Origin of the sequence: Actinoallomurus acaciae (assembly GCF_042429965.1) — a bacterium.
GTDB classification, from domain to species: domain Bacteria; phylum Actinomycetota; class Actinomycetes; order Streptosporangiales; family Streptosporangiaceae; genus Actinoallomurus; species Actinoallomurus acaciae.
Window position 1 is genome coordinate 1 of record NZ_JBHLZP010000152.1, and the last position, 16,467, is coordinate 16,467.

18 protein-coding genes are annotated in these 16,467 nt (G+C 71.6%); 14 read left to right on the top strand and 4 right to left on the bottom strand.

Features of this window, described 5'->3' with window-relative positions; translation table 11 throughout:
* The 9 genes from ACFFNX_RS20955 to ACFFNX_RS20995 all read left to right on the top strand — a co-directional run.
* The coding region (locus tag ACFFNX_RS20955; protein ID WP_512699856.1) for a virulence activator alpha C-terminal domain-containing protein at positions 1-365 on the top strand (365 nt) is incomplete at its 5' end.
* 65 nt (positions 366-430) lie between these two features.
* Positions 431-1,228, top strand: a complete 798-nt coding sequence (locus ACFFNX_RS20960; protein WP_378204677.1) for a helix-turn-helix transcriptional regulator — start codon at positions 431-433, stop codon at positions 1,226-1,228.
* Between the two features lie 11 nt (positions 1,229-1,239).
* Positions 1,240-1,959 carry an SDR family oxidoreductase gene (locus ACFFNX_RS20965; RefSeq protein WP_378204680.1) on the top strand — a complete coding sequence of 240 codons (720 nt, stop codon included), beginning with the start codon at positions 1,240-1,242 and terminating at the stop codon, positions 1,957-1,959.
* 229 nt (positions 1,960-2,188) lie between these two features.
* The gene (locus ACFFNX_RS20970; RefSeq protein WP_378204682.1) at positions 2,189-3,856 is read left to right on the top strand and encodes a purine-cytosine permease family protein; all 1,668 of its coding nucleotides are present in this window, start codon (positions 2,189-2,191) and stop codon (positions 3,854-3,856) included.
* A 93-nt stretch (positions 3,857-3,949) separates the two neighbouring features.
* Positions 3,950-4,705 carry a GntR family transcriptional regulator gene (locus tag ACFFNX_RS20975; protein WP_378204685.1) on the top strand — a complete coding sequence of 252 codons (756 nt, stop codon included), beginning with the start codon at positions 3,950-3,952 and terminating at the stop codon, positions 4,703-4,705.
* Between the two features lie 200 nt (positions 4,706-4,905).
* Positions 4,906-6,339: an amidase gene (locus ACFFNX_RS20980; RefSeq protein WP_378204688.1), complete on the top strand. Its 1,434-nt coding sequence runs from the start codon at positions 4,906-4,908 to the stop codon at positions 6,337-6,339.
* A gap of 17 nt (positions 6,340-6,356) precedes the next feature.
* Positions 6,357-6,572 (top strand): hypothetical protein, encoded by a 216-nt coding sequence (locus ACFFNX_RS20985; RefSeq protein ID WP_378204690.1) that lies wholly within the window; start codon positions 6,357-6,359, stop codon positions 6,570-6,572.
* 138 nt (positions 6,573-6,710) lie between these two features.
* Positions 6,711-7,208: a MerR family transcriptional regulator gene (locus tag ACFFNX_RS20990; protein ID WP_378204693.1), complete on the top strand. Its 498-nt coding sequence runs from the start codon at positions 6,711-6,713 to the stop codon at positions 7,206-7,208.
* Positions 7,209-7,265: 57 nt separating this feature from the next.
* The gene (locus tag ACFFNX_RS20995; protein WP_378204696.1) at positions 7,266-8,120 is read left to right on the top strand and encodes a TIGR03619 family F420-dependent LLM class oxidoreductase; all 855 of its coding nucleotides are present in this window, start codon (positions 7,266-7,268) and stop codon (positions 8,118-8,120) included.
* Between the two features lie 183 nt (positions 8,121-8,303).
* On the opposite strand, the gene ACFFNX_RS21000 is transcribed toward ACFFNX_RS20995, so the two are convergent.
* Both ACFFNX_RS21000 and ACFFNX_RS21005 read right to left on the bottom strand, forming a co-directional pair.
* Positions 8,304-8,756: a hypothetical protein gene (locus tag ACFFNX_RS21000; protein ID WP_378204699.1), complete on the bottom strand. Its 453-nt coding sequence runs from the start codon at positions 8,754-8,756 to the stop codon at positions 8,304-8,306.
* Between the two features lie 36 nt (positions 8,757-8,792).
* A complete protein-coding gene (locus ACFFNX_RS21005; protein ID WP_378204702.1) occupies positions 8,793-10,010 on the bottom strand; it encodes an MFS transporter in 1,218 nt (405 codons plus the stop codon).
* 61 nt (positions 10,011-10,071) lie between these two features.
* Here ACFFNX_RS21005 and ACFFNX_RS21010 point away from each other — a divergent pair, with 61 nt between their 5' ends.
* Positions 10,072-10,389, top strand: a complete 318-nt coding sequence (locus tag ACFFNX_RS21010) for an ArsR/SmtB family transcription factor (protein ID WP_378204705.1) — start codon at positions 10,072-10,074, stop codon at positions 10,387-10,389.
* Between the two features lie 107 nt (positions 10,390-10,496).
* On the top strand, positions 10,497-11,681 hold the full coding sequence (locus ACFFNX_RS21015) for an MFS transporter (protein ID WP_378204708.1): 1,185 nt from the start codon (positions 10,497-10,499) through the stop codon (positions 11,679-11,681).
* 10 nt (positions 11,682-11,691) lie between these two features.
* Here the strand turns inward: ACFFNX_RS21015 and ACFFNX_RS21020 are convergent, their stop codons facing one another.
* Entirely contained in the window at positions 11,692-12,474 is a 783-nt protein-coding gene (locus tag ACFFNX_RS21020) for an SDR family oxidoreductase (RefSeq protein WP_378204711.1), read from the bottom strand.
* A 162-nt stretch (positions 12,475-12,636) separates the two neighbouring features.
* Between ACFFNX_RS21020 and ACFFNX_RS21025 the strand changes: the two genes are divergently transcribed.
* The 3 genes from ACFFNX_RS21025 to ACFFNX_RS21035 all read left to right on the top strand — a co-directional run bounded on the left by ACFFNX_RS21025 (position 12,637) and on the right by ACFFNX_RS21035 (position 15,452).
* The gene (locus ACFFNX_RS21025) at positions 12,637-13,251 is read left to right on the top strand and encodes a TetR/AcrR family transcriptional regulator (protein WP_378204714.1); all 615 of its coding nucleotides are present in this window, start codon (positions 12,637-12,639) and stop codon (positions 13,249-13,251) included.
* 310 nt (positions 13,252-13,561) lie between these two features.
* The gene (locus ACFFNX_RS21030; protein WP_378204717.1) at positions 13,562-14,164 is read left to right on the top strand and encodes a DUF4291 domain-containing protein; all 603 of its coding nucleotides are present in this window, start codon (positions 13,562-13,564) and stop codon (positions 14,162-14,164) included.
* Positions 14,165-14,363: 199 nt separating this feature from the next.
* Positions 14,364-15,452, top strand: a complete 1,089-nt coding sequence (locus tag ACFFNX_RS21035; protein ID WP_378204720.1) for an NAD(P)/FAD-dependent oxidoreductase — start codon at positions 14,364-14,366, stop codon at positions 15,450-15,452.
* A gap of 35 nt (positions 15,453-15,487) precedes the next feature.
* Here ACFFNX_RS21035 and ACFFNX_RS21040 read toward each other — a convergent pair whose 3' ends face one another.
* On the bottom strand, positions 15,488-15,964 hold the full coding sequence (locus tag ACFFNX_RS21040) for a MarR family winged helix-turn-helix transcriptional regulator (protein WP_378204722.1): 477 nt from the start codon (positions 15,962-15,964) through the stop codon (positions 15,488-15,490).
* Positions 15,965-16,467: the final 503 nt, after the last annotated feature.

Genomic DNA, 16,467 nt, shown 5'->3' on the forward strand with positions numbered 1-16,467 from the left:
GCGCCCGCCGCCGCAAGGAGTACGCGATCACCGAAGCCGGACGGGCGGAGCTGCGCCGCTGGCTGGTCGCCGTCCCGCCGAAGCCGAACCCCCGGGACGAGTCGCTGCTGCGCGTCTTCTTCCTCAACGAGGTGGAGCCCGATGAGGCCATGGGCTACCTCGGCGGGGTGGCCGACGCGCTGGCCGAGCGCATCAAGGAGCTGGAGCATCTGGAGAGCATCGTGCCGTGGGAGGCCGGGGGCGGGCTGGCCGACAACGGCCGGTTGACCATGGAGTACGGCAAGCGTTTCCTCGCGATGCGCCGCGACTGGTTCATCTGGGCCCGCGAACAGTTCCAAGCGCGTGTCCAGGAGACCTCCGACTGACACGAGCGCGGGCCCACGTACCTCAGGGCTTCTGTCCGCGGTGGCCGACCGGCCAGGATGGGCCCGTGATCCAGATCCATTCGGCGATGGCGGACTCGGGGGCGGGGCCGTGCCGGGCGGTCGCACGCCTGCCGGAGCGGCGGCTGCGCCCGTTCGTCACGGGGTACTCCGGCTTCCGGACGCGGCCCGGGCCGTCGCGGCGGCGGTTCTTCCCGCTGGCCCAGACGACTGTGATCATCGACTTCGCCGGGCCCGTACGGCTGGTCTCCGGTCCACGCGCCACTCCCGCCGTGTACGAGGACGGCTGGCGGCGTGGGGTGGCGTTCGGGCTGACACCTGCCGGTGTGTTCGCGCTGCTCGGGCTGCCGATGAGCGAGCTGACCGAGGCCACCGGCCCGCTGGAGGACCTGCTCGGCCGCCGTACCGGCCCGCTGGTGGACGAGCTGGGCGAGGCGCCGGACTGGGCGGCGCGGTTCGCCATCCTCGACGACCGGCTGAGCGCCTGGCTGGCCCCGGACCGGACACCGGACGCGCTGGTGACGCGCGCGTGGTGGCGGTTGCAGGAGCCGGCGGGCCGCCTCACGATCGAGGCGCTCGCCGGTGAGCTCGGAGCGAGCCGCCGGTACCTGGAGCTCGGGTTCCGCCGCCAGATCGGCCTCCCGCCGAAGACGGTGGCCCGGATCACCCGCTTCCAGCACGCCGCGTACGCGCTGAGCAGGCCGTCCGCCACGCTCGCCGCGGCGGCCGCCGCCGGCGGGTTCGCCGACCAGCCGCACTTCACCCGCGAGGTACGGGCGATGAGCGGCGTCACGCCCACCGAACTGTTCGCATTCCTTCAAGACGTCGAGCAGCGCGCGCCCTAGTGTCCCGGGCCATGACGCTCACCGGAAAGACGGCGATCGTGACGGGCGGCTCGCGGGGAATCGGCCAGGCCATCGTGCGGCGCCTCGCACGCGACGGCGCCACCGTCGTGTTCAGCTACAAAGAGAACCAGGCGGAGGCCGACGAGCTCGCCGCCCACCTCGACGGCGTCACCGCCGTACGCGCCGACCAGGAGGACACCGCCGCGATCGAGGCGCTGTTCGCGCCGGTGAGCGACGGCCTGGACATTCTCGTCAACAACGCGGCCATCAACCCGCGTGCCCCGATCGCGGACGTCACCGCCCGGGAGTTCGAACGCGTGATGACCGTCAACGCGCTGTTTCCGCTGCTCGCGATGCGACGGGCCGCGTCCGCGCTGCGCGACGGCGGCCGCGTCATCAACATCTCGACGCTCAACACCGTACTGCCGGCGCCCGGCCACGCCCTGTACTGCGCGAGCAAGGCCGCGCTGGAGCAGTTCACCGCCGTCGCCGCGCGGGAGTTCGGCGAGCGCGGGATCACCGTCAACACCGTCTCCCCCGGCGCGACCGAGACCGACCTGTTCCGTGCGTCGAACCCGCCCGAGGCCCTGGAACAGACCGCCGCGCTCACCGCCCTGCGGCGGCTCGGTCACCCCGCCGACATCGCCGATGTCATCGCGTTCCTCGCCGGACCCGACTCGCACTGGATCACCGGCCAGAACCTGCGCGTCACCGGCGGCCTCCTGCTGTGAGGGCTGCCGTCAGGGCGAGCTGCTCCTGCTCGTCCGAGGACTCCACGAGCGCGAGTGACCGACGATCCGCGGCCGAACCCCCGTGAAGGCGGCGCATCCGACGTCGCTCGGCACGTCTTCGCACGTCACAACGGCCTGCTTCCGGCGTAACAGCGCGCAATCACCGCGTCATCAGGTGGCAACGGGTGGTCCTTAGCGTTCCCGCAGGTTCCACGCACAAGGGAGCGATATGGATCTCGCGGACAATCCGGCGCTGGAGGACTACTCCCTCCGATACGCGCCGAGCGCCTTCCGTTCCTGGTCACCATGGATGATCTTTCTCAGCTGTCTGGCCGGGTTGTCGGCCATGGCCGGTTACGCCCTCGACGCCGCGTTCGTCAACGCGTTCGGGTTCGGCAACGCACTGCTCGGGTTCGCGGTCGCCACCGCGGTGACGTTCCCGCTGACCCTCACCGCCGCCTTCGCGATCGCCCGCAAGCACATCGACATCGACCTGCTGACCCGGGGCGCCGGCTTCGGGTACCTCGGCTCGACGCTCACCTCACTCGTCTACGCCACGTACACGCTCATCTTCCTCGCCTACGAGGGCGCGATCATGGCGCAGGCGCTGACCGCTCTCACACACCTCGAGCTGCACGTCTCCTACGCCGTCGTCGCGCTCGTGATGATCCCGCTCACCGTCTACGGCATGAGCTTCACCGCGAAGTTCCAGGCGTGGACCTGGCCGCTGTGGGTGGCGCTCATCGGCGTCGCGCTGGGGTCCGCGGCGACCGCCCCGCACTCCGCGCACACCATGGTCCACCCGCACATCCCCGCGGCGACGGCCACCGGCGTGACCGTACTGGCCGTCTTCACCATCGCCGCCGCCCAGCTGTCTCTCGCCGCGCAGGTCGGCGAGCAGGGCGACTACCTGCGGCTCATGCCCGACTCCCGGCCCGGCCGCGCGGGCCGGTGGCGGCTCGCGGTCATCCTCGGCGGCCCGGGCCTGACCCTGTTCGCCGTCGTCATCTTCTTCGCGTCGACCCTGCTGGTCGGCTACGCCGAGACGCAGACCACCCCAGACCGGGCGGCCGAGCCGGTGGAGCTGTTCACCGTCGTCTACCAGCGGCTGACCGGGAACCACACCGCCGCGCTGGTCCTCGCGGGCCTGCTGGTCCTGCTCTCCCAGATCAAGATCAACATCATGAACACCTACTCGGGCTCGCTGTCGTGGTCGAACTTCTTCTCCCGGCTGCTGCACCGTCATCCGGGCCGTGCCGCGTGGGTGTTCTTGCAGGTCGGGCTGGCGCTGGTGCTCATGGAGCTGGACGTCTACCACCACATCGTCACGGTCCTCGCCTGGTACGCGAACATCGGCATCGCCTGGATCGCCGCACTCGCCGCGGACCTGCTCATCAACAAGCGGCTGCTCAAGCTCTCCCCGGCGCACATCGAGTTCCGGCGTGCCCACCTCTACAACGTGAACCCGGTGGGCTTCGGCTCCATGGTGATCGCGGCGACGGCCGCGATCGTCGCCTACTACGGGGCCTTCGGCGCGACCGCCGAGGCGCTGTCCCCCTTCATCGCCCTGGTGCTGGCGCTCGTCCTGCCTCCCGTCATCGCGGCGGTGACCCGGGGCCGCTGGTACATCGCGCGGACCAGCGAACTGCCGGACGGCGAGGAGGAACTGCCGTGCACGGTCTGCGCGGGCTCGTACGACGCCGCCGACATGGCCACCTGCCCGTACCACGGCGGGACGATCTGCTCGCTCTGCTGTTCCACCGAGGGCTCCTGCCGCGACCGGTGCAAACCCAGCGCCTGGCGGCCCGGCGGCGGCCCCGTACCGCTCGGCATGCCCACGACTCCCGCCCGTACGATGTCCGCCCCGGTCGGCGCGGCCACCGAGGAGGTCGGCTGACCCATGGGCACGGCACTGCTGACCTGGCCACGTAATGATCGAGTAACAACGCCGGAATCCCCGCGAAACGACCTGTCCGTAATGTCCCCGCCCATGGTGGCAGCGCCGTACGGGCCGGGAGGGACCCACGACGCTCACGTCCGGCGTCTCCGCGACCTGTTGCGCTCGGCGGTCCTGCGCGGCGGTTTTCCCGGCGGGCAACTGCCCGGCGAGCCGGAGCTGATGGCCTCCTACGGTGCGACCAGGGCGGTCGTACGCGAGGCACTGGCCCTGCTCCGACGCGAGGGACTCATCGACCGCAGGCAGGGCGTCGGCACCCACATCGTCGTGCACGCCGTCCTCGCCCGGCTGGCCGAGGCGCACGGCGCGGCCGACCCCCGGGTGGACAGCGTCTTCAACCGCCGGATGCGTCCACGGGTGCTCGACCGCTCGACCATCCCACTGCCCGCCATCGCCGCCGAACGCCTCGGCGCGCCGCCCGGCGTCCCGTGCCTGCGCCTGGAGTACATCGCACTTCTCGACGAGGAGCCGACCGCGCTGGCCACGAACTATGTGCTGTTCCCCGAGGCCGAACGGCTGCTCGCCATGCCGTTCGACTCCGACTGGTACGCCCTGCTGCGGGACGCCGGCATCGGCCTCGACGAGTCGGAGTTCGTCGTCGGCTGCGCACCCGCCGACGCCACCACGGCCCCGCTGCTCGACGTCACCGAGGGCGCACCGCTGATCACGATCGAACAGGTGATCCGCGACGCGGCCGGACGCGCCTTCGACCTGGCCCACATCCACACGCGCGGCGACCGCTTCCTCTTCGTGTCCCGAGCCGTACGCGGACACACATCCGGCGCCTGACGACCCCCACCCGCCAAATCCCGGCCCGCGAGCCCCCTCCCAGCAAACCCCCGCCCGGCAACCCCGGCCCGGCAAACCCCCGCCCGCCCGGGGGGCGACCCCACTTCCATTGTCCAGCCCGGCACCGCAGCCGGGGAAGGCGTGCGCCTTCCTGTGGATAACCGCATCTCCCCAGTTCACGAGGTACTGAAGGGATCCCCATGCCCATTCCCGTCACGCTGACCGACGCCGCCGCCGCTCTGCGTTCCGGCGCCGTCACGAGCACCGAACTGACCGAGGCCGCGATCGCGCGGGCCGACCGGCTCGACGCAGAGCTCGGCACGTACCTCGCCCGCTTCGACGACACCGCGCTCGCCGCCGCCGAGCGCGCCGACGCCGAACTGGCCAAGGGTCTCGACCGCGGCCCACTGCACGGGATCCCCTTCGGGGTCAAGGACATCCTCGCCGCCGCGGAGGGGCCGACGACGGCGCAGAGCCTCATCCTCGATCCGGCGTGGGGCGCGGGCCGGGACGCGCCGGTCGTCGCCCGGTTGAAGGCCGCCGGCGCGGTCATCACCGGAAAGGTCACCACCATGGAGTTCGCCTGCGGCATGGTCGACCCCACCAAGCCCTTCCCGATCCCGCGCAACCCCTGGGACCCGCAGACCTGGCCCGGCGGCTCCAGCTCGGGTACCGGCAACGGCGTCGCGGCCGGGATGTTCTTCGCCGGGCTCGGCACCGACACGGCGGGCAGCATCCGCATACCGGCGGCGTTCTGCGGGGTCACCGGCCTGATGCCGACCTTCGGCCGGGTGCCCAAGTCCGGCTGTGCGCCGCTCGGGTACAGCCTCGACCACGTGGGCCCGCTCGCCCGCAGCGCCCGCGACTGCGCGAGCGTCCTGGAGGTGATCGCCGGGCACCACCCCAGCGACCCGGACTGCGTCGACCTCCCGCTCTCCCCGCCGGACTTCGGCGGCTCCCTGAACGGCCTGCGGATCGGGGTCGTCCGCGAGCACCACTTCCCCGAGCGGTCCGATCCCACGCTCGGCCCCGTCTTCGACGAGGCGCTCGCCACGCTCACCTCTCTCGGCGCCACCCTGACCGAGGTCGCGCTGCCGTACTGGGACGAGATGCTGACCGCCAACCTCGTCACCATGTGCGCCGAGGCACTCGCGTACCACCGGAACGACCTGGTCGAACGGTGGGCGGACTACTTCGCCTCCACGCGTCTCCTGCTCGCCCGGGGTGCGCTCGTCTCCGGCGCGGACTACGTCCAGGCCCAGCGCGTACGGCGGGTCGCCCAGGACGCGGTGGCGCGGCTGTTCGAGGAGGTGGACGTCATCGTCTGCCCCACCACGGCCCTGCCCGCCCCGCGCTACAACGACATCACCGACGCCGAAGGCACCATCGACGTCGAGGCGATGTTCGAGTTCATCTTCACCCAGTACTGGGACTGCGTCGGCAACCCGGTCCTCGCCCTGCCGATGGGCTTCACCGGAGCGGGTCTTCCGCTGTCGATGCAGTTCGCCGGGCCGGCCTTCGCGGAGGCGACCATCCTGGCGGCCGGCGACGCGTTCCAGCAGGCCACCGACTGGCATCGCCGCGTCCCGGCCATGGCCGACGACTCCGCCGCCGCGACGGCCGCGGCGGTCTGACCCCGAGGAGAGGCACCATGACAGCGAACGACCCCCGGCTCATCACCGAGATCGGCATGGCGCTGGCGCGGGGAGGCCTGCCGGCCACCGGGCCGGAGATCGCCAAGCTCGTGTCCGGCTACCACGCGCAGAACCTCGGCGTCGCGATGCTCTACGCGGTGCCCGAGGCCCGCTACGCCGATCCAGGGCTTCGTTTCCAGGCCGGCGCCCGCATCGCCGACTGGTCGGACTGAGGTTCGCCCCGGGCCGGACGGGTACGGCCGTCCGGCCCACGCGGCACTTTCCGGGCTTGACCTTGACGTCGGTGTCAAGGGGTAACGTCGCTGACGCCATGAACGAGCGCGGGTCACTCCCCCAGCGAAGGAGTGCCCGTGAACGGGGAGGAGCCGATGCGGATCGGTGAGCTGGCCGAACGGGCCGGTGTGAGCGCACGCGCACTGCGCTACTACGAGCAGCAGGGGCTGATCTCGGCACGGCGTGGGACCAACGGCTACCGGCAGTACGACGAGTCCGACGTCCGGCTGGTCGCCGAGATCCGCTCACTGCTGGCGGTGGGTTTCACGCTGGAGGACGCCCGGCCGTTCGTGGACTGCCTGCGGGCGGGCCACGAAGCCGGTGGCTCGTGCCCGGAGTCGGTCGCCGTCTCGCGGCGCAAGCTCGCCGAGATCGACGCGGAGATCCGCGCTCTGATCCGGCGCCGGGCCGAGGTCGCCGCCCAGCTGACCTACACCTGCCCCGGCTGCGACCTGTTCCCCGCGGAGGGGGACGACGCTCCCCGCCGGGCTGCGGCCCCACGGCGCCAGGTCACCACCGGCCGCCTCTTGGGCGGAGTGAGCCCCTCAGCGCACGACGATCAGGCCGATTCCTAGACGAATCGGCTCGGGGCCGGCGGTCCGCTTTCGGCCGACCGGCCGGAAGGAAATGGAATGAAGTTCGCGATCAGCTACAGCACGCCCTACCACGGTATCGATCCCGAGCGGATCACGGCCTTCGCCCGGCACGCCGAGGACTGCGGCTTCGAGGCTCTCTACCTCCCAGAGCACATCGCGCTGTATCCCGGTGCGACGCTCGGGACCGCCGAGATCCCGCCGTCGCTGCCCTTCGCCGACCCGCTCGACTGCCTGAGCTTCGTCGCCGCGGGCACGCGGCGAATCCTGCTCGGCACGGGCGTGCTGCTCCTGCCGTACCACCACCCGGTGGTCCTCGCCAAGCGCCTGGCGACCATCGACGTCCTGTCCCGGGGGCGGATGCGACTGCTGACCGTGGGCCTTGGCACCCTGCCGGGTGAGGCGCGCGCGGCCGGGGTCGACTTCAAGAGCCGTGGCCGCCGCGCCGACGAGGCGATCGACGTGTTGCGGCTGCTCTGGGCCGGCGGCGAGGACGGCGTCGGTTTCGACGGCGAGTTCTTCGCCTTCGAGGACCTGTGCAGCTTCCCCAAGCCGTTCGAGGTCGCCGAGCTGCCGATCCACGTCGGCGGGTCGAGCCGGGCGGCCGCGCGCCGCGCCGGCCGGCGCGGTGACGGTTACTTCCCCGGCGGTGCGCTCACCCCGGACGAACACGCCGCCCGGATGGACCTCGCCCGGTCGGCCGCGGTCGAGGCCGGCCGTGACCCCGAGGCGCTGGAGTTCACGCGATGGGGGTCGATCGACATGACCGCCGAACAGGTCGAGGCGCTCGCCGCACAGGGCGTGACGCGCATCGTCGTCGGCGTCACCACCGCCGAACCAGACCGCCAACGCGAGGAGATGTCCGCGTTCGCCCAGCGGTTCGCCCTCCTCTGACCACCCGGGTCAGGGGAGCAGGACGGCGTACTCCAGGCCGATGAGTCCTCTCCACGCCCTCGTGGAAGGTGTCCAGGTCGAACCGGTCGGCGGTGACCGCGGACAGGTCCAGCGCGCCGGAGCGTACGTGCTGCCAGAGCTCGGAGACGGTCTCGGCGCCGAACATGAACGAGCCGCGGATCGTCAGCTGCCGGCGGAGGTCGTGCCGGAGGCCGCCGACCAGCATCGCCGCATCCCCGGGTGACAGTGCGTCGAGGCAGGCCGGCGTGGGATCCGGGGTCGGCGTGTACGCGATGACGTCGAGCACCAGGTGGACGTCGGCGCCCGCCGCCAGATCCGCTGTATCCGGGCCGAACGCTCCGTGCCGTTCCCGGTCCAGCCGATCAGGATGTCGTCCGCACCGTCGGCGTCGCCGGAGGAGTAGAACGAGTTGCACGGCACGACGTCGCCGCGGTTCAGGTGGAACACGTCCTCGGCGACCTGGTCCACCACCCCGACGCAGGTCGGCCCGGGCACCAGCGGAACGGGCAGGTCGTAGGCCAGCGCGCCGGAGAACACCTCACGTGTGTACGACGGCACGTCCACCTCCCGGACCCTCGCCGGATCCCCCACCCGCTCCAGATGAACGGCACGCATGCCGAAGATGCTGAATGCCCGGTTCGTACGGTCGCCTCACGGCTGGGCGGCTTCGGACACGGCCTCCGTCGCGGGTTCCGGGCGGCCGGCCACCGTACGACGCTCCGGCGCCGTCAGCCAGGTGACGCCGAGCACGACGGCGGCGACCACGGCGGCGGCCGGGGCCAGCCAGAGCGCGCCCGCGACCGAGAGCACCACACCGCCGAGAGTCGCGCCGGCGGCCGTGCCCACGTAGGCCATCGCCCCGTTCAGGCTGAGCGCGACGGCGGCGACGTCGCCGCCCGCGACGAACACCCGGTTCGCCTGGGGGATGAACAGGAAGGAGCCGACGATGCCGAGGACGAACAGCGCGACGAGGGTCGGCACGAACCAGTGCTGGACGACGCTCAGGACGACGTTCGCGCAGATCGCCACGATCAGCGCGGCGGTGAGGGACGTGAGGGACTCGAACCGGTCGGCGAACCGTCCGACCAGGCGGTTGCCGAGGAAGAAGCCCGTCCCGAAGACGAACAGCGCGACCAGGACGGCGTAGCCGGCCGAGGTGCTCACCCCGACGACGACCGCGGCGTACGCCGACACCAGGTAGAGCGGCGCGAGCGTGAGCGCGCTGACGACGAGGAGGATCAGGATGCGCGGGTTGACGAGCACCGCGAGCCTACTGCGCAGTGACGTCGCGGGCAGGGTGACGGAGGGCAGACCCGCCGCGGCGAGCACCGCGGCGACGGCCGCGAGCGCGGCGATCGTCCACATCGCCCCCCGCCAGCCCAGCCACTGCCCGATCAGCAGCCCGAAGGGCACGCCCAGCACCGAGGCCAGGCTGGAACCCGCGCCGATCACCGCGAACGACCGGGCTCTGCGGTCCGGCCGGGACAGCACACCGGCGACGGCGAAGGCGTTGGCCTGGAACGCCGCCGCGCCGAGCCCGGCGACGATGCGGCCGGCCAGCACGACCGCGTATGAGGGGCCGGCGGCCTGCAGGACCATGCCGGCCAGGAAGGCGAACATTCCCGCGCCGATGACCACGCGGCGGTCCATCCGGCCGGTCGCGGTGGCGATGATCGGTGATCCGACGGCGTAGGCGACCGCGAACGCGGTGGTCAGCTGGCCGGCGGTGGCGAGGCTCACCGACAGGTCCGCGGCGACGTGAGGCAGCAGGCCCGGCAGCACGAAGCCGTCGACGCCGAGCGCGAACGTACCGACGGCGAGGATCAGCAGGCGCCAGACGCCAAGTTCGTTCGATGGTTGTCGATTCATCACATGATGGGACGCTAGGCTATGATTCGATGCGCGTCAAACAATTGGGAGGAGGCGACGGATGCCGCGCACGCTGCCCGAGCCCTCGGCCGACTCCTTCGACCTCACCGTCATCCTCAGCGCGCTCGCCGATCCCGGCAGGCGGGCGCTCATGACCGCGCTGTACCAGAGGCCGGACCCGATCGACTGCTCCGTGCTCGCACAGGAGGCCGACCTCGGGCTGAGCAACCCGACCATCTCCCACCACTACCGCGTCCTGCGCGAGGCGGGCCTGACCAGGACGTTCGTCGAAGGACGCCAGCGGATCGTCAGAGTGCGCCGCGACGACATGGAGGAGCGGTTCCCCGGCCTCCTTCAGGCGGTGCTCGGGAGCCGGTGAGCCCGGGGGCGCCTCCGGCCGAATATTCATTTCCCTCTCGCGGCGGCCACTGCGACAATCCGCGGCGGAGGTAAGTAACCGCAGTGGCTTTTGAACCTTACCGACGCGTGCTGGCGGTTCCGGGGGTCCGGCCGCTGCTGCTCGTCGGCATCCTCGCCCGCATCCCCGTCATCGCCATCGGGGTGACCCTGACCCTGCACGTGGTCAACGGCATGCACCTCGGCTTCCTCCCGGCGGGCCTGGTCGGCGCCGCCTCGACGGGCGGCACGGCCCTCGGCGCGCCGATCACCGGGCGGTTCGTGGACCGGTACGGCCTGCGGCCGGTGGTGGCGGTCACCACGGTCGCCCAGCTGGTCTTCTGGTCATCGGCCGCGTTCCTGCCGTACTGGCCGCTGGCCGCCGGCGCGTTCGCCGCCGGGGTGCTGGCGCTGCCGGTGTTCAACGTGATCCGCCAGTGCCTGGCCGCGGCCGTTCCAGCCGATCGGCGCCGTGCCGCGTTCGCGCTCGACGCGATGCTCGTCGAGGTGAGCTACATGGTCGGCCCGGCCGTCGCGGTCGCCGCCACGACGGCGCTCGGCAGCGACCGGACCATGGCTCTCGTGGGACTGGGCCTGGTCGGATCCGGTACGGCCCTGCTGCTGCTGAACCCGGCGACGCGCGGCGGAGAGGAATCCGCGGCGGCCTCCACCGTCGTCCCCCGGCGGCAGTGGCTGACCCCCGCGCTGTTCGCCCTGCTCGGGGTGACGTTCGCGGCGGCCTTCGTGCTGACCGCGACGGAGCTCAACCTGGTCGCGGTGCTCAAGGCCGGCGAGGCCACCCGATGGACCGGCCTGGCCATCGGCGTGTGGAGCCTGTCGTCGCTGGTCGGCGGCTTCGCCTACGGCTCGCTGTCCCGTGGCCTGTCCCCGCTGGTGACGATCGGCGGCATGGCCGCGCTCACCGTACCGGTCGGCCTGGTCGGCCCGTGGCCGCTGCTGTGTCTGGCGCTGATCCCCTCCGGGATGCTGTGCGCCCCCGCCCTCTCCACCACGGTGGACACCCTCAGCGGATGGGTGCCCGCCGGCGCCCGCGGCGAGGCCGTGGGCCTGCACAGCACCGCGCTGACCTTGGGACTCGCCGCGGCCAACCCCATCACCGGCTTCCTCATCGACAGTGCGGGAACCGGTTGGTCGTTCGCCGTCACGGGCGTCGGCAGCCTTCTCGTGGTCGCGCTGGCCGTCCCCCTGTGGCGGCGCGCTCCCCGGCCCGCGAAGCCGGAGGCCGCCGTCGCCACGACCGGCGTGGCCGGTTAGGCCCGCTTGGTCAGGAGCCGCCCCTCGCACACAGGCCGCCGTCCAGGGTGAAGATGACGCCGCTGGTGTAGGCGGATCGTTCGGAGGCCAGGAAGGCGATCGCGTCGGCGATCTCCCGCGGCTTGGCCGCCCGTCCGAGCGGCAGGCCGGCCATCAGCTCGCGGTATCGCCCCTCGTCGCCGAGACGCGTGCGGGCGCGGGTCTTCATCAGGGTGATGATCCGCTCGGTCTCGACCGGGCCGGGGTTGACGCCGACCACGCGGATGTTGTCATCGCGCAGGCTCCGCCCGCCCAGAGCGCGGGTGAAGGCCATCAGCGCGGCGTTGCCGGAACTGCCGGCGATGTAGTCGAAGTCGAATCCCTCGCCCGCCGCGCCGATGTCGTTGACGATGACCCCGTGCCCGCGAGCCTTCATCCGCGCGTAGACGAGCCGCGTCAGGTTGATGAAGCCGAACACCTTCAGCTCCCAGCCGTGCCGCCAGGCGTCCTCATCGACCATGTCGAGCGATCCTCCGGGGATGTCGCCCGCGTTGTTGACGAGAATGTCGATGCCGTCGGTCGCCTCCGCGAGCCGCGCGAGGTCGCCGGAATCGCGCAGGTCGGCCGGATGGACGTCGACCTTCACCTGATGATCGGCGCGCAGACGCCCGGCGAGGCGGTGGAGTTCGGCCTCACCGCGCGCCGCGAGGTGAAGGTGACAGCCTTCCTCGGCCAACACCTCGGCGGTCGCCGCGCCGATGCCCTTGGAGGCCCCGGTGATCAGAACCTGCTTGCCGCGAAGGGCGAGATCCATGGTCGTACTCCTTTGATCGGTCGTGCCGGGAAACCGTACGTCGCAGGTCGCAGAGGGTGGGAATCGAGGGTTCCCTTCTCACCGGCCGGTTTACGATAACGGCCGTTACCGGTATAGCAGCCTCTAAATACGGAAGTCAACGTTTCCGTTAAGCTGGGTGGAATGAGCACCGACCGCGCCCGGGGCCGGCCTCGCGACCCGGCCGTCGACCAGGCGGTACTCCGCGAGACGCTGGCCCAGCTCGACAGCCGCGGCTACGACGGGCTCCGCGTCGCCGAGGTCGCCCGCGACGCCGGAGTCGGGCTGGGCTCCCTCTACCGACGCTGGCCGACCAAGTACGCGCTGGTCGTCGACGCGTTGCGCACCGCCGCGGCGACGCGCGAGGTGGAACCCACCGACGACCCGCTGGAAGACCTGCTGACCGGCCTGGTGAAGATCGCCGAAGGGCTCGGTCACCGTGCCGCCCCGCTGCTCGCGGTCCTGCTGACCGACCCCGCCTCGGAACTGGCCGCCGCCGTACGCGAGGCCAAGGTCGACCCGGTACGGGCGGCCGGCCGCGAGCGCCTCCGTCGGGTCATCGGCTCAACGCCCGACCTGGACACCCGGGCCGACCTGGGGCCCGCACTGATCGTCCTGCACATGATGCTGCACGGCGGCCCACCGGACGAGCGCCGACTGCGCGAGGACATCCTGCCCCTCATGACCGGAATCCGGGACGGTTCACCGCGCCCGCCGAGCGCCCAGCGCGTCGACGGCACCGACGACCTCGGCGGGTGAGGAGGTGGCACGCTCCGAGGATGACCGTCGGCGGCGCCCGACGAGGCCCGGTGGTCCGATCTGCGACTCACCGCACCGCTTCGCGTCACCCGCGCGGGCTCGTTCAGCCGATGGTCGAGCCGCTGCCACAGCCGTCTGAGGCCTGTCTCGTACTCAGGTCCCAGATGCGCCCGCCCTTCCTCGCCGCCACGCCGAGCACCGGCCACCGTACGGATCGGCCGCGCAATTCCGGCTTCGCCCCCCGGGTTACGTCGCCGACGCGACACCTCGGCGGAAATCGGGTTGATCCACCGCCCGCACCGGGGACAGCATGCGTTCCGTGAGACCGCGTGAGATTCGAGCCGACTACGACCGTACGTCGATCGTCGTGTACCAGGCGTACGGGCCGCACATCGGGCGGCCGGCGGTCGAGCAGGGGCGTTTCGTGCCGCCGTTCTCCCGGACGCGGATGACCTGGATCAAGCCGTCCTTCCTGTGGCTGATGGAGCGGAGCGGCTGGGCGCGCAAGGCCGGGCAGGAGATGGTCCTCGCCGTACGGATCTCCCGTGCGGGCTGGGAGGAGGCGCTGTCCCAGGCCGTGCTCACGAACGCCGACCGGCGCGTCCACCGCGACGCCGACGAGTGGCGTGCGGAGTTCCGGCAGGCCCGGGTGCACGTCCAGTGGGATCCGGAGCGGACGCTGCGCGGGCGGCGGCTGGACGCGCGCAGCATTCAGGTGGGGCTCAGCCAGCACGTCATCGACCGGTACGCCGACGAGTGGGTCCTCGACATCCGCGACCTGACCCCGGCGGTGCACCGGATCCGCCGGTTGCTCGGCGACGGCGACACCCGCAGGGCCGCCGCCCTGCTCCCCCGCGAGCGCGTCTATCCGCTCCCGCCCGAGCTCGCCCGGCGTATCGGCGCCGACGTGTGACGGTTCACCGGCCGTCCGGCCCGGCGTGATCCCGTTCCCCCGGCTCGCGGCGCGGTGAACCCGGCGCGGGAGGCCGTCCGTGCGCGGCTCCCGGGGGACGCCACCTGAGATCTCCGCCTCTTCGGCCGCGCGGCATTGAAGTTCGTGGGACGAACTAATACAGTTCGTGCCACGAACTTATACTTTCCTAGGGGGAATCATGGGCAGAACCGTCGTGGTCGTCGGCGGAGGCTATGGCGGTGCGGCGATCGCCAAGGCGCTGGACCAGGAGGCCGACGTCGTCCTGGTGGAGCCCAAGGACGCGTTCGTGCACGCCGCGGGATCACTGCGCGCGCTCGTACGCCCGGACTGGGCGGGCAACATCTTCTTCCCGTACGCCCGGCTGCTCCGGCGCGGCACGGTCGTCCACGAACGGGCGGTCGCGGCGGACACCGGTGGCGTCACCCTGGCCTCCGGCCGGCGGGTGGACGCCGACTACGTCGTCCTCGCCTCCGGATCGGGCTACCCCTATCCGGCCAAGATGGACACCGACAGCTCCGGCGAGGCACTGGAGCGGCTCCGCGCGACGCACAAGGAGCTGGCCGACGCGACACGGGTACTGATCACCGGCGCCGGACCCGTCGGACTGGAGCTCTCCGGGGAGATCAAGGCGGTATGGCCCGACAAGCACGTCACGGTGATCGACCCGGCCGGTGAACTGATGCCGGGCTTCACGCCGCAGATGCGGGCGGACCTGCGCCGCCAGCTCGAGACGCTGGGCGTGGAGCTGCGCCTGGGCACCTCACTGCTCGCCCCGCCCCCGACCGAGCCGGGCACGCTGGGCTCCTTCACCGCCGCCACCACCGGCGAGGCGATCTCGGCGGACCTCTGGTTCCGCTGCCACGGCGTACGCCCGAACAGCGACTACCTCGACGGCGACCTGGCCGCGGCGCGCACCGAGCGCGGGCAGGTACGGGTCACCGAGACGCTCAACGTCGACGGCCACGACCACGTCTACGCGATCGGCGACCTGACCGACCTGGATGAGGCCAAGATGGCCGGCCACGCGACGCGCCACGCCGAGGTCGTGGCACAGAACATCCTCGCCCAGATGCGAGGGGAACACCCGACGGCCGTCTACCGGCCTTCCGCGGCCAGGATGATCCTGCTCCCCCTCGGCCCGAACGGCGGCGTGGGCCAGCTGCCCTCCCCCGACGGCCCGGTCGTGCTGCCCGCCTCCGCGGTGAGCGAGCGCAAGGGCACCGACCTGTACACGGGCCGGTTCGCCGCGCTGTTCGGCACGGCCTGACCGCACCCCGCGAAACGCGCCGGTGACGGGCCCGGTCAGCGCGGCGCCGAGGTCGCTCCGCCGCACTCCATGAAGACCACCGGCACCTTGTTGTCGAAGACGACGTGGCCCAGCAGGACGGCCAGCGTGCGCCGGTCGGCCGCGCCGAGGTTCCCCGCCAGGCCCTCGACCCGGCGCGTGGTCTCGGCGTAGAACTCCTCGGCGAGGCGGGCGCCTTCCGGGGTCAGTGCGACGCGTACGGCGCGGGCGTCCTCCGGGTCCGGCTCGCGGCGTACGAGACCGCGCTGCGCGCTGCGGTCCACCAGGCCCGTCAGGCTCGACTTGGCCAGGCCCAGCACACCGCCCAACTCGCTCATGCCGTACGGCTGCGGCATCAGGACGCACAGGAGCTGCCCCTGCTGAGGGGTCAGGCCGTACTCCCGGCTCGACTCGGCGTACACGGCGTTGACCAGGAACGATGAGCGCACCAAGGCCGTGGCGATGCCCATCCGGTCACTCTCGGTCTCCGCCATTCGCCCACGATAACACCGCCAGTTCGTGTCACGAACTTATCGGCGAGAGGCACTCACACCCCGGCCGGGCGGCGAACGCCGCCCGGCCTCCCGGCGTCCTGGAGCGACCGAGGGGCCCGGCGGCCGCCACCCGCACGGGCGACCTCCCCACTCACCCAGGCCACCCTCTCCACACTGTTTATAAGCGCGCTCACACGTTATCGTGGCAATTGGAATTGGACGGCAGACGCCTCTGTTAAATGGATGTTAATTGTTTATGTCCTGCTGGATTAAAACGGGGAACTGTCGGCGAATTCTTGGTGAACCCCGGATGGCCGACCTGTTCGGTGCGGCCATCGTCGAACCGACCTGCGACGACATGCCGCCGACCGGAGGGAAGTAGCCGATGTCTGGATACCTGGCGCTCTCTGGGACGTGGACCGGATCCGGGCGCGGGATGTTGGATGTGGGGGATTCGTTGGGTTCGGTGGTTGATGCGTTGTGTCATGGGTTGGCGGGGGTTG

What these genes read in the sequence shown, in the direction of transcription:
- ACFFNX_RS20965 (WP_378204680.1), top strand. Translation starts at nt 1,240, where the DNA reads ATGACGCTCACCGGAAAGACGGCGATCGTGACGGGCGGCTCGCGGGGA.
- ACFFNX_RS20970 (WP_378204682.1), top strand. Translation starts at nt 2,189, where the DNA reads ATGGATCTCGCGGACAATCCGGCGCTGGAGGACTACTCCCTCCGATAC.
- ACFFNX_RS20975 (WP_378204685.1), top strand. Translation starts at nt 3,950, where the DNA reads ATGGTGGCAGCGCCGTACGGGCCGGGAGGGACCCACGACGCTCACGTC.
- ACFFNX_RS20980 (WP_378204688.1), top strand. Translation starts at nt 4,906, where the DNA reads ATGCCCATTCCCGTCACGCTGACCGACGCCGCCGCCGCTCTGCGTTCC.
- ACFFNX_RS20985 (WP_378204690.1), top strand. Translation starts at nt 6,357, where the DNA reads ATGACAGCGAACGACCCCCGGCTCATCACCGAGATCGGCATGGCGCTG.
- ACFFNX_RS20995 (WP_378204696.1), top strand. Translation starts at nt 7,266, where the DNA reads ATGAAGTTCGCGATCAGCTACAGCACGCCCTACCACGGTATCGATCCC.
- ACFFNX_RS21000 (WP_378204699.1), bottom strand. Translation starts at nt 8,756, where the DNA reads ATGCGTGCCGTTCATCTGGAGCGGGTGGGGGATCCGGCGAGGGTCCGG.
- ACFFNX_RS21005 (WP_378204702.1), bottom strand. Translation starts at nt 10,010, where the DNA reads ATGAATCGACAACCATCGAACGAACTTGGCGTCTGGCGCCTGCTGATC.
- ACFFNX_RS21010 (WP_378204705.1), top strand. Translation starts at nt 10,072, where the DNA reads ATGCCGCGCACGCTGCCCGAGCCCTCGGCCGACTCCTTCGACCTCACC.
- ACFFNX_RS21020 (WP_378204711.1), bottom strand. Translation starts at nt 12,474, where the DNA reads ATGGATCTCGCCCTTCGCGGCAAGCAGGTTCTGATCACCGGGGCCTCC.
- ACFFNX_RS21025 (WP_378204714.1), top strand. Translation starts at nt 12,637, where the DNA reads ATGAGCACCGACCGCGCCCGGGGCCGGCCTCGCGACCCGGCCGTCGAC.
- ACFFNX_RS21030 (WP_378204717.1), top strand. Translation starts at nt 13,562, where the DNA reads ATGCGTTCCGTGAGACCGCGTGAGATTCGAGCCGACTACGACCGTACG.
- ACFFNX_RS21035 (WP_378204720.1), top strand. Translation starts at nt 14,364, where the DNA reads ATGGGCAGAACCGTCGTGGTCGTCGGCGGAGGCTATGGCGGTGCGGCG.
- ACFFNX_RS21040 (WP_378204722.1), bottom strand. Translation starts at nt 15,964, where the DNA reads ATGGCGGAGACCGAGAGTGACCGGATGGGCATCGCCACGGCCTTGGTG.